General features: G+C 65.4%; 10 protein-coding genes. 3 read left to right on the forward strand and 7 right to left on the reverse strand.

Annotated features, from left to right (window positions below; genetic code table 11):
* Positions 1 to 83: 83 nt before the first annotated feature.
* The 6 genes from R6258_RS01870 to R6258_RS01895 all read right to left on the reverse strand — a co-directional run bounded on the left by R6258_RS01870 (position 84) and on the right by R6258_RS01895 (position 8344).
* Positions 84 to 1076: an adenosine deaminase gene (locus tag R6258_RS01870; RefSeq protein ID WP_318446673.1), complete on the reverse strand. Its 993-nt coding sequence runs from the start codon at positions 1074 to 1076 to the stop codon at positions 84 to 86.
* Positions 1077 to 1133: 57 nt separating this feature from the next.
* Positions 1134 to 2840 (reverse strand): thiol reductant ABC exporter subunit CydC, encoded by a 1707-nt coding sequence (cydC, locus tag R6258_RS01875; protein WP_318446675.1) that lies wholly within the window; start codon positions 2838 to 2840, stop codon positions 1134 to 1136.
* Positions 2830 to 4587: a thiol reductant ABC exporter subunit CydD gene (gene cydD / locus R6258_RS01880; protein WP_318446677.1), complete on the reverse strand. Its 1758-nt coding sequence runs from the start codon at positions 4585 to 4587 to the stop codon at positions 2830 to 2832. Before cydD ends, cydC begins: the two co-directional genes overlap by 11 nt.
* Positions 4584 to 5585 (reverse strand): cytochrome d ubiquinol oxidase subunit II, encoded by a 1002-nt coding sequence (gene cydB, locus R6258_RS01885; RefSeq protein ID WP_318446679.1) that lies wholly within the window; start codon positions 5583 to 5585, stop codon positions 4584 to 4586. Before cydB ends, cydD begins: the two co-directional genes overlap by 4 nt.
* A 4-nt stretch (positions 5586 to 5589) precedes the next feature.
* Entirely contained in the window at positions 5590 to 7005 is a 1416-nt protein-coding gene (locus R6258_RS01890; RefSeq protein ID WP_318446681.1) for a cytochrome ubiquinol oxidase subunit I, read from the reverse strand.
* Between the two features lie 367 nt (positions 7006 to 7372).
* Entirely contained in the window at positions 7373 to 8344 is a 972-nt protein-coding gene (locus R6258_RS01895; RefSeq protein ID WP_318446682.1) for a calcium/sodium antiporter, read from the reverse strand.
* A 240-nt stretch (positions 8345 to 8584) separates the two neighbouring features.
* On the opposite strand from R6258_RS01895, the gene R6258_RS01900 reads away from it, so the two are divergent.
* Genes R6258_RS01900 through R6258_RS01910 form a run of 3 tightly spaced genes read left to right on the forward strand, consistent with a single transcriptional unit; the run spans position 8585 to position 12193 of the window.
* The gene (locus R6258_RS01900) at positions 8585 to 9904 is read left to right on the forward strand and encodes a PqiA/YebS family transporter subunit (protein ID WP_412176342.1); all 1320 of its coding nucleotides are present in this window, start codon (positions 8585 to 8587) and stop codon (positions 9902 to 9904) included.
* Entirely contained in the window at positions 9897 to 11540 is a 1644-nt protein-coding gene (gene pqiB / locus R6258_RS01905) for an intermembrane transport protein PqiB (protein WP_318446685.1), read from the forward strand. The genes R6258_RS01900 and pqiB overlap by 8 nt, the downstream gene beginning before the upstream one ends.
* Positions 11541 to 11569: 29 nt before the next feature.
* Complete coding sequence (locus R6258_RS01910; protein WP_318446687.1) at positions 11570 to 12193, forward strand: membrane integrity-associated transporter subunit PqiC; 624 nt, start codon at positions 11570 to 11572, stop codon at positions 12191 to 12193.
* Positions 12194 to 12213: 20 nt separating this feature from the next.
* Here the strand turns inward: R6258_RS01910 and R6258_RS01915 are convergent, their stop codons facing one another.
* A complete protein-coding gene (locus tag R6258_RS01915; protein WP_318446689.1) occupies positions 12214 to 12921 on the reverse strand; it encodes an RNA polymerase sigma factor FliA in 708 nt (235 codons plus the stop codon).
* Positions 12922 to 13040 lie beyond the last annotated feature (119 nt).

Here is a 13040-nt window from a genome sequence, read left to right on the forward strand (position 1 = left end):
CGGTCAAGTGCCATCACGAAACAGGCCCGCCGATTGGCGGGCCTGTCGCTTCATGGGTCGCAGCGTGAGCGTGACCGCTCGATTTAGAGCGCGTCGATGCGGGCCAGCAGGTCGAGGCGCCGCGCGTCGTCCATGTACGCCACTTCGACGGCATTGCGCGCCAGTGCCTTGAACACCGTTGCGTCCCAGCCGAACGCCTCGTGGCAGGCCAGATAGTTGTCGAGCACGCCACCGCCGAAATACGCTGGATCGTCGGAATTGACGGTCAGCTTGAGCCCGGCATCGAGCAGCGCCGGCAGTGGGTGATCGGTCATCCCATCGACCACCTTGAGGCGCACGTTGGACAGCGGACAGACGGTCAGCGGGAGCTGCGCCTCGCGCAGTCGCGCGACCAGTTCGGGGTCTTCGAGGCAGCGCACGCCGTGATCGATGCGCCCGACATCGAGGCTATCCAGCGCTTCGCGGATGTAGCTCGCCGGGCCCTCTTCGCCGGCGTGGGCGACCCGCGCCAGGCCCAGGTCGCGGGCGCGGGCGAAGACCTCGGCGAACTGGCCGGGCGGATTGCCGCTCTCGGCGCTGTCGAGCCCCACCGCGTCGATCAGCTCGAGATAGGCATTGGCCTGCTCGAGCACCTGCATGGCCTCCTCCGCCGGCCGGTCGCGTAGAAAGCTCATGATCAGCGCGGTCGACAAATCGAGTTCACGGGCGGCGCGGCGCATCGCCCGGCGCAGGCCCTCGATCTGGGTCGCCAGACTCACTCCGCGCAGCAGGTGCGCCTGAGGGTCGAAGGAGAGTTCGACATGCACCACGCCCTCGGCGTGGGCACGGCGGAAATAGGCCATCGCCAGGTCGTCGAAATCGTCGACGCTGCGCAATACCGCCATGCCTTGATAGTACAGATCGAGAAACGACTGAAGATCGTCGAAGGCGTAGGCATCGCGTACCGCCTCGACCGACTCGTAGGCCAGCGACACGCCATTGCGCTCGGCCAGCTCGAACATCAGCTCGGGCTCCAGCGACCCCTCGATATGCAGGTGCAACTCGGCCTTGGGCAGGGATTTCAACCAATCGCGCATAGCGAACTCCCGAAACGTTGTTTGCTTATCTTGCCCGAGTTGACCGTTTGCGCAAAGTCATTCGCTAGCTCGCCCGGCGATCAGTTCGATGGCCTTGGTAGTGCCCGGAAGGCCTTCGTCGGCGTGCGCCAGAAATACCACGCTGCGCCCCTCCAGCCAGCGATCCAGACGTTCGGCGATGCGCGCCGCCGTCGAGGCATCGAGGCCGCTGAAAGGCTCATCGAGGACCACCAGCTCGGGCTCCTTGAGCAGCACGCGCGCCAGCGCAATGCGCCGTGCCTGGCCCCCCGAGACCTGGCGACCCGACTCCCCGACCCAGGTATCCAGCCCCTCGGGCAACGCTTGCGCCCAATCGGCCAGATCGACGACGTCGAGTGCGCGCCATAGGGCCGCCTCGTTCGCGTCGGGGTCGGCCAGGCGCAGGTTGTCCGCCAGGCTGGCCTGGAACAGCTCGCTGTGCTGGGTCAGGTAACCGGTTCGGGCGCGCAACGCGCTCAACGGCATGTCGCGTAGATCGACACCATTGAGCGTTATCCTGCCCGCCGAAGGGTCGATCTGCCGGACCAGCAGTTGACCGAGCGTCGACTTGCCGGCGCCCGATGCGCCCAGCACGGCCAACCGCTCGCCGGGATCGAGGCGCAGCGTCAGTGCATCCAGTGCCAAGGCGAGCGCGCCGGGGTAGCGCACGCTAACCGCATCAAGCGCGACTGCCGGCGTGCCGGCCGGCGCATCGAACGGCGCTTCGGCTTCGCGCAAGGCACTCTGTCGACCCGCCAACTCGTTGAGGCGGCGTGCCGCGGCGCGGGTCGCACCCAGTTGGGTGAATGCCTGGGGCAAGCCGCCCAGTGCCTCGTTGAGCGCCAATACCGCCAGCGGCATCATCACCATCACCGCGCCGCTGATGCGCCCGGCGACCTCGGCGTGCGCCGCCAGCCACAATGCCAGTACCACGCACAGGCCGACCACCAGATTGGCCAGTGCGTTGCCCAGCGCCTGGCGACTGGCGAGCCGGCGCTGATCGGCGTAAAGCGTCGTTTGCTCATCGATCAACGCTTGGCGGTGACTGGCCAACGTGCCGTAGCAGCGCAGTTCGGACAATCCCTGGATCTGCTCGATGACCCGCCCGCGCAGACGGTCCTGACTGGCCACCCGACGCCGCGCCGGGGCCATGCCGAGCCACGCCTGACCGACCACCAGCCATAGCCACAGCGCGCCCAGCGGGATCATTACTGCCAGCGCGATGCCCGGCACGAAACAGGCCAGTAGCGCCCCGACCCCGCCGATCGCCAATGCCGCCACCAACGGCGGCGCCAGCAGGCGCAGATAGAGTCCATCGAGAGTATCGATGTCGGCGGTGAGCCGATTGAGCCACTCCGAGGCGCGCAGTTGCGATAGCGTTCGCCCGTCGAGCCGGGTGAGAACCGAGAACATCCCGGCGCGCAGTTCGGCCAGGACCCGCAGCACGGTGTCGTGGTTGTAGAGCCGTTCGCAGTAGCGCGCCACCGTGCGGGTCACCGCGAATAGACGGATGCCAGCCCCCGGTACGTAGACGTCCAGCGTGGCCGCAGCCCCGGCGGCGAGCAGTACACCGGTCACCGCCGTGGCGGTGATGAACCAGCCCGACAGCGCCAGCAGACCGATACCCGCAGCGACGGTCAGCGCCATCAGCAGCGCACCGGCGCCCAATCGCCAGCGACGCCGGCCCAGGCGCCGCAACCAGGGGGCGAAATCGTCGCGCAGCGAGGGTTCAGAGCTAGGCGTCATGACCGATCTCCCGTCGCCGGGCCTGGTGGGTCAGTTCGATACGCCGCCCGGCCATGCTCATCAGCGCCTGCTGATGGGTCGCGACGACCACCGTGGCGCCGCTCGCCATCAGCTCGCGCAGGCCTTCGATGACCAGCCCCTGGGTCTCGCTGTCGAGGCTCGCCGTGGGCTCATCGAGCAGCACCAATGGTGCGCGCGAGAGAAACACCCGAGCCAGCGCCAGGCGCTGGCCCTGGCCGCCGGAAAAGCCGTAGCCGCGCTCGCCGAGCGGCGTTGCCAGGCCCAGCGGCAAGGCATCGACCAGCTCGCCCAGCCCGGCGCGCCGGATGGCCGCCCATAGCTCGGCATCGCTGGCCTGGGGGGCGGCCAAGCGCAGGTTGTCGGCCAACGTGCCCTGGATGAGCCACGCTCGCTGGTCCATCCAGGCGATACTGTCCGCCCCGCCGAACGACGCCCGATCGATCGTCACCTCGCCGTCTTCGGCATCGATGAAGCCGGCCAGCAACTGCAGCAGGCTCGATTTGCCGCTGCCCGACGGTCCGACCAGCGCGACGCACTCGCCGGGGGCAATCTCGAGATCGATCGGCCCCAGCACCCGGCCACGGCCGGGATGAGCGATCGTTACCCCGCGCAATGCGATATGCGCGCCGCGGCCTTCTGCGGCGTCACGCGGCTCGGTAGAGGTTCCTGCACCGTGGTCGTGGCCCTCGGGTAGCGGCTCCTTGAGCAGCTCGAGCAGGCCGTCGGCGGCTCCCAGCGCGGCGGCGCGATCGTGATAATGCTGCGACAGCGTGCGCAGCGGCTGGAAGAACTCCGGCGCCAACAGCAGTACGAACAGGCCGCTGAACAGGGTCAGCGCATCGGCGGGGCCGAATGCGATGTAGCCGAGCAGACCGAAGCCGATGTAGATCGCCACCATGGCGATCGCCACCGAGGCGAAGAACTCGAGCACCGCCGACGACAGAAACGCCAGGCGCAGCGTGCGCAGGCTACGCCGACGATAATCGTCGGCGGCGGCGTGCACTTCATTGATGCTGTCGGCGGTACGGTTGAACAGTTGCAGCGTGGTCACCCCGCGCACCCGGTCGAGAAAGTGCCCCGCCAGCCGGGTCACGGCGACGAACTGCTCGCGGTTGAGACGCTCGGCGCCCATTCCCACCAGTGCCATGAACAGCGGAATCAAGGGCGCCGCCAGTAGCAGCAGCAGTGCCGCCAGCCAGTCGAGCGAAGCCACCACCGCCAGGATCACCGGCGGCAGGATCGTCGTCAGGCGCATCTGTGGCAGAAAGCGCGCGAAGTAACCATCCAGCGCCTCGACCTGCTCGACCAGTTGCTGGCCGAGCCCCGCCGAATGACGATCGCCGAGCCGTACCGGGCCCAGCGCGGCGAGATGATCGAGCAGCTCGCCGCGCACCCGGGCGCGGATTCGCAGGCTGGCCTCGGCGCCGGCGCGCTCCTGAACCCATTGCGCCACGGCTCGCAGCACCAGCACGCCGACCAGGCCAGAAAACGCCGGCCACAGCGCCGCCGGCGCCGTAGCACTGGTCACCAGTTGATCGATCGCCCAGGCCAGCAGGCCCATCTGCACCACCGTACAGAGCCCCGCCAGGATACCTGCGGCACCCGCCAGACCCAGCCAGCCACGGACGCCACCCGACAGTTCGCGAAGCCAGCGCCGGTTGGTGAGCTGTGGGTCCAGCGCGCCGCGCCGCCCGCCGGAGCGTTCAATGTCCGCTTGTACGCTCAATGATAACCTTCGCCGACCCGCACCTTGCCGCGGAAGACCCAGTAGGACCAGGCGGTATAGCCCAGGATGATCGGGATTACGAACAGCACCCCGACCAGCAGGAACAGCTGCGACTCAGGAGCCGAGGCTGCGTCCCACAGGGTGTAATTCGGCGGCACGACATACGGCCAGCGACTCACCAGCAGCCCCAGGTAGGTGAAGATGAACAGCCCCATGGTGGTCACGAACGGCAGGATGTCGCGCTCGTGCTTGACGCCCCACCAGATCAGCGCCGCGCAGCCCAGCGCCAGCGCCGGCAGCAGCCAGATGATCTCCAGGTGGTTGAACCAGCGCGCCCAGACATCGGCGTTGATGAAGGGCGTCCACAGGCTGACCACCACGAATACCGCGAGCACCGCCAGCAGCAGCTTGACGACCAGGCCACGCGCCCAGCGCTGGATGTGACCTTCGGTCTTCATTGCCACCCAGGTCGCGCCGAGCAGCGCGAAACCGGCCAGCATCCCCAGGCCGGTGAGCACCGAGAACGGCGTCAGCCAATCGAAGGCACCACCGGTGTAGACCCGATTCTGGGTCTCGAAGCCCTGGATGTAGGCGCCTACTACCGCTCCCTGGGCGAAGGTGGCGACCGCCGAACCGCCGGCGAAAGCGGCGTTCCACCACTTCTTGGAGCTACGCGCCTTGAAGCGGAACTCGAAGGCGATGCCACGGAAGATCAATCCCGCCAGCATCAGGAATACGCCGAGGTAGAGCGCCGGCAGCAGGATCGTATAGACCAGCGGAAAAGCGCCGACCAACCCCGCGCCACCGAGCACCAGCCAGGTCTCGTTGCCGTCCCAAATCGGCGCTACGGAATTCATCATCACGTCGCGCGCCTCTTCGTCCGGGGCGAACGGAAAGAGCAGGCCCACGCCCAGGTCGAAACCGTCCATCAGCACGTACATGATGATGCCGAAGGCGATGATCGCGGCCCAGATCAACGAGAGATCGATAGTTCCCATGGTTTCAGCTCCTGGAGGCGGCGTTGGGGTCTTGATACTGGCCGTCGTCGAACGGCACGTGGGAAGCCGACATCGGGCGCATGGCGCGGGTCACGTCCTGTATGTCGCCCTCGACCATGCCCTGACGGATCACCCGGCCCAGATAATAGATACCGGCGACGAACACCACGGCATAAACGAGGATGTAGCCGATCAGGGTGGTCAGCGCCATCCAGCCGGTGAGCGACGGCGTCACCGCCTCGGCCTGGGTCATCACCCCATAGATCAGCCAGGGAGCACGCCCCGTCTCGGTGACGAACCAGCCGGCGGTCACGGCGATGAACGGCGAGACGGCCATCAAGCGCAGCCCCTGCAGGAAGAAGCGGTTGTGGTAGACCCGACCGCCACGACGCAGCAGCAGGCCGGCTACGGCGAAGGCGATCATCAACACGCCCAGCCCGACCATGATGCGAAACGAGTAGAAGGTGATCCACACCGGCGGCTGCTGGTCGCGGGGGATCTCGTTGAGCCCCGGTAGCTCGCCATGCGGGTCGTGGGTGAGGATCAGGCTCGCCAGATTGGGAACGCCCACCGCGAAGTGATTGGTCTGGTTGGCCTGGTCCGGAATGGCAAACAGCAACAGCGGCACCGACGACTCGGTATGCCAGATGCCTTCGATGGCCGCGATCTTGCTCGGCTGATGCTCGAGCGTGTTGGTGCCGTGGAAGTCACCGATGATCGCCTGGGCCGGGGTCGCGAACAGCAACAGCCACAGCGACATCGACAGCGCCTTGCGATTGGCCTCGACGTCATGGCCGCGCAGCAGATACCAGGCGCTGACCCCGCAGACCACGAAGCCGCCGGTCAGAAACGATGCCAGCACCATGTGCAGGAAGCGATACGGGAACGATGGATTGAAGATCGCCTCGACCCAGGACGTCACATGGACCATGCCTTCGCGCATCTCGTAACCGGCGGGAGTCTGCATCCAGCTATTGGCCGCGAGGATCCAGAACGATGAGATGAGGGTACCCAGGGCGACCATGATCGCCGCGAACAGATGCACCTTGGGCGATACGCGCTCGCGCCCGAACAGCAGCACGCCGAGAAAGCCGGCCTCGAGGAAGAACGCCGTGACCACCTCGTAGCTGAGCATGGGACCTATGAAGTTCGAGGCCGCCTGGGAGAAGTTGCTCCAGTTGGTGCCGAACTGGAAGGCCATGACGATGCCCGATACCACTCCCATGCCGAACACCACCGCGAAGACCTTGGTCCAGAACTCCGCCAATCGCTCCCAAGCCGGGTTGCCGGTCTTGACCAGCAGGCCGTAGAGCAGCGCCAGGTAGGATGCCAGGCCGATCGTGAAGACCGGGAAGATGGCATGAAAGGTTACGACAAACGCGAATTGCAATCGCGACAGGATGACCGGATCAAGTTCCATGTCTACTCCTAATCCATCCGAAGTCAGGACCGTCGTCGATGCGGCATCGCCGCGATCCCCATTAACCCAACCTTGCAGCCGGTCGCCGCGCATTGCTGCGACTCACCACAGGTTAGCCAACCAGACATTCATTGCGAGCCTCGGAAACCGCCAATCATCTCTGGAGCGACTTCATGATACGCCCGCCGAGAGGCCGACTTAAGTCTTACCGGGCGCGTCCAGTTGCCGCAGATCAAGAACGCGGCGATTTGTCTGGAATCGGCCAAACGCGCAAGCGCCTGCGCCGATTCGTTCCGATGCGAAGTTGAAGCCCGCAGGGCCCGGCGCAAGGAGTGGCTGGCGGGAAGGCTGGTGTCGCCCCGATTGATCAGACCATTTCGCTACTAATCAGATAAGCGTTGTAGGCCAGGTAGACGAGCAGCAGCGCGCCGCCCTCGAAGCGATTGATCCGCCCCTGGCGCTGGCGCCAGCCGATGCCGAAGATCAACACCGCAAGCGTCAGCACCGCCATCACCGGCCAGTCACGCAGTATTACCGCGCGCTCGGCGTCGATCGGCGTGATCACGCCGGCCAGTCCCACTACGGCCAGCGTATTGAACAGATTGGAGCCCACCACGTTGCCCAGCACCAGGTCGTGCTCGTTCTTGCGCAACGCGCTGATCGAGGAGGCCAGCTCGGGGAGCGAGGTACCCACCGCGACCACCGTCAGACCGATGACCAGATCGCTGACGCCGAACGCCTGGGCGATCTGCACCGCCCCCCAGACCAGTAGCCGCGAACTGACGATCAATACCACCAGGCCCACGAGCGTCCAGAGGATACCGGTTCGCAGCGTCATGGGATGCTCTGCAAGCGAGGCCTCGGTGCCCACCCCCAGGGCATCGCTGGAAGCACTCCGGGCGCGCCAGATACTGAATCCCATGAACAGGATCAGCAGGATCAGCAGCAGCAGGCCATCGAGGCGCGAAACCTGGGCGTTGAGCAGCAGCCAACCGGAAATCAAGGTGATGACGCCCAGCAGCGGCAACTCCTGCCGAATGACCTGCGAATGCACCGTCAGCGGACTGAGCAGCGCCACGAGACCGAGAATCAGCCCGATATTGGTAATGTTCGAGCCGTAGGCATTACCCAGCGCCAGCCCCGGATTGCCCTGCCAGGCAGCGAGCGTCGAGACCATCATCTCGGGGGCCGAGGTGCCGAAACCGATCACCAGAATACCGATCAACAGCGACGGCAGGCCCAGATGCCCCGCCGTGGCGGCCGCGCCGTCGACGAAACGATCGGCACTCCATACCAGCAATACCAACCCCAGAACGACAGCCCCGATTGCAAGTAACAAGCTCGCCTCCATTAGTGATCGTATGATTGCCCCCGGCACCCGTGGACGCTCGGCGGCATGATGCCCGAGTTGTCCCAACAGGACCAGCGCCCGGCCCGGTTCCCTGCAGGGGGCGCCCTGCTCATGCCGAGCCGCACTACTTCAAGGCGGCAAGCGATGAACGCTGTTCGACCGCAGACACTAAGCGGTTACACTGGTGCGCATGGATGAGAATACTAATCGCCACAGGACGCTGATGCGGTGACCGCCGACTTGCAACCGCCCGATACGCTGCCGGACACCGAAACCAGCTCACCACGCCAGAGCCGGCGCCGGCTGCGTGCTTGCCACGAGTGCGACTGGCTGGTGGCGCTGCCGCCGCTGAGCCCGGGGCAGAAGGCGGACTGTCCGCGCTGTGGGCATGTTCTCGCCCTGCGTCACAACCGTCCGGCTCAGCGCAGCCTGGCGCTTTCGCTAGCGGCGCTGGTCGCGCTGATCGTCGCGTTGTCCTTCCCCTTCATCAGTTTCGAAGTCAGCGGTATCAGCAATCGCATCGAACTGGCCCAGACCGTACGCAGCCTGGCCGGCTACGACCAACCATTGGTAGCGATCTGCGTGGCGCTGAGCGTCGCCGTGCTGCCGGCCCTCTATCTCGGCTGCGTCGCCTGGCTGCAGGTCGGCCTGCTGAGCCGCGAGCCGCTGCCCTTCAGCCGCGGCATCGCACGCTCACTGAGCCATCTGCATCCATGGATGATGGCCGACGTGTTCATCATCGGCGCGCTGGTCAGCCTGATCAAAGTTGCCGGGCTCGCCGAAGTCAGTCTGGGCGTCTCGTTCTGGGCCTTCTGCCTGTTTGCCATCCTGCTGTTGCTGACCACGCAATCGATCGACAACGATTGGATGTGGTTCTCGCTGGCCGGCGAACCGCTCGCGCCCGAACACAGTCGCACCGGAGCCCCGGCCGCCGAGCAGGGCCTGGCCGGTTGCCAGACCTGCGGCCTGGTCAACGCGCTGGATGCCAACGGGCACGGACGCTGCCGCCGCTGTGGCGAAGCGTTGCATGCGCGACAGCCGCGGAGCCTGCAGCGTACCTGGGCGCTGCTCGTCGCGGCGACGATCATGTATCTGCCGGCCAATATCTATCCGATCATGACCACCACCCATCTCGGTGAAGACAACCCATCGACGATCATCGGTGGTGTTATCCAGCTCTGGCAGATGGGCTCCTATCCGGTCGCCACGGTCATCTTCGTCGCCAGCATTCTGGTGCCGGTCGGCAAATTGCTCGCGCTCGGCTGGCTGTGCATCGCCGTGCGCCGTAGCGGCGGCTATCACCGCACCGTGCGGACCCGGCTCTACAGGCTGACCGAATTCATCGGCCGCTGGTCGATGGTCGACGTCTTCGTGGTAGCAATCCTGGTCGCCCTGATCCGCGCCGGCACCTTAATGTCGGTCACTCCGGGACCGGCCGCACTGGCTTTCGCCTCGGTCGTGGTGCTCACCATGCTCGCCGCCCTCACTTTCGATCCGCGCCTGCTGTGGCAGCCGCCCGTTCCCGCCAAGGAATCCCCACATGCCTGAAGCGCATCGCGCCCAACGTCATGCACAGTCGCGCATCTCCCCAATCTGGATCGTACCGCTGGTGGCGGTACTGATCGGTCTGTGGCTGGTCTATGACAACGTCAGCCGGCGAGGCCCCGAGATCACCCTGGAGATGCCCACAGCGGAAGGCATCGAAGCCGGCAAGACGCTGATCAAGACGCGCAACGTCGAGGTCGGCCGGGTCGAGAGCGTACGCCTATCGGAGGATCTCTCGCATACCGTGGTTACCGCCCGCATGAGCGAGGATGCCGAGCGCATGCTCAATACCGGCAGCCGTTTCTGGGTGGTCAAGCCGCGTATCGGGCGCGAGGGCATCAGCGGCCTGAACACCGTGCTGTCCGGGGCCTATATCCAGTTGCAACCCGGCCAGAGCGAGGAACCGCAATACCACTTCACAGTCCTCGAGCAGCCACCGGTCGCGCCGCCCGGCGCCAAGGGTGTGCGCATCAATCTGGTCAGCCAGTTGGGCAGTTCGCTGCGGGTCGGCGATCCGGTCACCTACCAGGGCTTCACCGTGGGTCGTGTCGAGGATGCCTCGTTCGATCCGCAGGATCGGGAAATGCACCATCGCCTGTTCATCGAATCGCCCTACGATGTGCTGATCACCGAGGCCACCCGCTTCTGGTCGGCCTCGGGCATCAACGTCAAGCTCAATTCCGAGGGCGTCAGCGTCCAGCTCGAATCGCTGGAAGCCGTGGTCGGCGGCGGCGTGACCTTCGGCATCCCCGAGGACATTCCTCCGGGAGCCAAGGCCGCACCGGACAGTACCTATACGCTCTATGCCAATGAGGAAGACGCCCTGCAGGGCACCTACAATCGCAATCTCGAATACGTGCTGCTGGTCGACGACACCGTACGCGGCCTGTCGAAGGGCTCGCCGGTCGAATACCGTGGGGTGCGTGTCGGTACGGTGGTCAGCGTGCCTTGGCGTTTCACGGCGCCGCAGCCGAACACGCGTCAGCGCTTCGCGATCCCGGTGTTGATCCGCATCGAACCGCAGCGCCTGACCCTTGACGACCAGCCGGTGAATCTCGAGGAATGGAAGCAACGTTTCACGAAAATGTTCGACTATGGCCTGCGCGCCTCGCTTAAGGCCGGTAACCTGCTAACCGGGGCCCTGTTCGTCGACCTCAATTTCAACAAGGAGCTGGCCGGCGAATACACTCCGGAAACCTTCGAGGAGCGTACCGTATTCCCGACCACCTCGGGCGGCTTCGCCCAGATCGAGCAGAAGGTCTCCAACCTGCTCGACAAGCTAAACGAACTGCAGGTCGAGCCGATCCTCGACAAGCTCGATCGCACCATGGCCACCTCGCAGGCGACGCTCGAGGAAGTCCGCGCGAGTGCCCAATCGCTCAGGGCCATGCTCAACGATCCGGCGACGCGCGAAATACCCGGCAATATCAACGAGTCGCTGGAACAGTTGCAGCGCACACTCGAGGGTCTTTCGCCCGATTCGCCGGCCTACCGTGAACTCAACGGTACGCTGCAGAGCATCGAGAAGCTGGTACGCCAGTTGCAGCCTTTGGCCGAAACGCTCGGCGAGAACCCCAACGCGCTGATCTTCGATCGCAGTCCGGGGCCTGATCCGGTACCGCAGGCACCGAAGCGCTGAATCCGAAGGCCAGGTCAAGGAGGAAAGATATGACACGACAACGCAGGACGCTGATGGCTGGCGCACTACTTGCCCTGGTTGCCCTGGCGGGCTGCGCGGGCTCGCCGACCACCGAACGCTATACCCTGCCGTCACCGGCGAATGGCGCCGCGTCCGGCGTGGTTACGTCCAGCGATATGGCAACAATGGCGGACTATAGCCTGGTCATCGATCAGGTGAGCGTAGCCGGCTATCTCGACGAACCGGGCATCGTGCTGCAACCCGACGCGATTCGCCTGCGCCAGGCCAGCAACCATCAATGGGCCGAGGCGCTCGGCCAGCAGCTCAGTCGCGGCCTGCGTCAGCGGCTCGCCACCGAACTTCCCGACACCCACATCCTCATGGGCGGCAATCCGCCCGAAGCCATGCATCTGCGGGTCTACGTCGAGCAGTTTCAGGGGCACTACGAAGGCGTGGGCATGGCCAGCGGTTACTGGCAACTGCGAGGGGCAAAGGGCGATCTACTGCTCGAGCGCGGCTTCTCGGCCAGTACCCCGCTCGCGGAGGATGGTTACCCGGCGCTGGTGCGTGCGCTGGGGGCAAGCTGGGACAAGGTCGCGGCGGGCTTCGCCGCGCAAATTCGCCGACTGCGCGCGGCGGGCGCAGGCGATTAGCGGCGGCCCAGAGGCGACCGTCACTCGTCTTCGGAAGCCAGCTGGCCACGCAGCCGGGCCACGGCCTGGCTGTGCAACTGGCAGACCCGCGACTCGCTGACGCCGAGTACCGCGCCGATCTCCTTGAGGTTGAGCTCTTCCTGGTAATACAGCCCCAGCAGCAGCTTCTCGCGTTCCGGCAGCTTGTCGATGGCCGCGACCAGACGCGCGCGCTGCTCGCCACTGGCCAGCGCATCGAAAGGCGACTTCGGCGACGATTCGCCCGCCTCCGGCTCGCCACCCTCCTCGACCAGATCTTCGAAGCCGAGCAGATGGCCACCGTTGGTATCGGCCAGCCGCTGATGGTATTCACTGAGACTCAGCGACAGATAGTCGGCAATTTCGCGCTCGTCGGCGGGACGTCCGAGCTGTTGTTCGAGGCGACGGATAGCCTCGTCGATCTCGCGAGCGTTACGCCGCACGCTACGCGGCACCCAGTCGCGGCTGCGCAGCTCATCGATCATCGATCCGCGTATGCGCTGGCTGGCGTAGGTGGTGAAGCTCGCCCCCTGGTCAGCGTTATAGCGTCCCAGAGCATCGAGCAAGCCGACCATACCGGCCTGGATCAAGTCATCGAGATCAACACTGGCCGGCAGCCTTACCTGCAGCGCCAGCGCCTGGCGCCTGACCACAGGCAGATACTGGTCGAGCAAAGCATGCTGATCGATTTTACCTTGTGCCGTATACATTCCGCGTCTGGGACCTGTGTGACCGAGGCAGCACGGGACGGCTGCCGATAATGGAATTATTACTCCGAGCCGTCCCTCACCAAGCGATGAATACCTCGCTTCGTGAAAGGTTATTCAAG

It is taken from the genome of Halomonas sp. HP20-15 (genome assembly GCF_033446685.1).
In the GTDB taxonomy this organism is placed as follows: domain Bacteria; phylum Pseudomonadota; class Gammaproteobacteria; order Pseudomonadales; family Halomonadaceae; genus Modicisalibacter.

Bases quoted from the DNA above. Each gene is read 5' to 3' on its own strand.
- R6258_RS01870 (WP_318446673.1), bottom strand. From the start codon at position 1,076: ATGCGCGATTGGTTGAAATCCCTGCCCAAGGCCGAGTTGCACCTGCAT.
- cydB (WP_318446679.1), bottom strand. From the start codon at position 5,585: ATGGGAACTATCGATCTCTCGTTGATCTGGGCCGCGATCATCGCCTTC.
- R6258_RS01890 (WP_318446681.1), bottom strand. From the start codon at position 7,005: ATGGAACTTGATCCGGTCATCCTGTCGCGATTGCAATTCGCGTTTGTC.
- R6258_RS01910 (WP_318446687.1), top strand. From the start codon at position 11,570: ATGACACGACAACGCAGGACGCTGATGGCTGGCGCACTACTTGCCCTG.
- R6258_RS01915 (WP_318446689.1), bottom strand. From the start codon at position 12,921: ATGTATACGGCACAAGGTAAAATCGATCAGCATGCTTTGCTCGACCAG.
- pqiB (WP_318446685.1), top strand. From the start codon at position 9,897: ATGCCTGAAGCGCATCGCGCCCAACGTCATGCACAGTCGCGCATCTCC.
- cydC (WP_318446675.1), bottom strand. From the start codon at position 2,840: ATGACGCCTAGCTCTGAACCCTCGCTGCGCGACGATTTCGCCCCCTGG.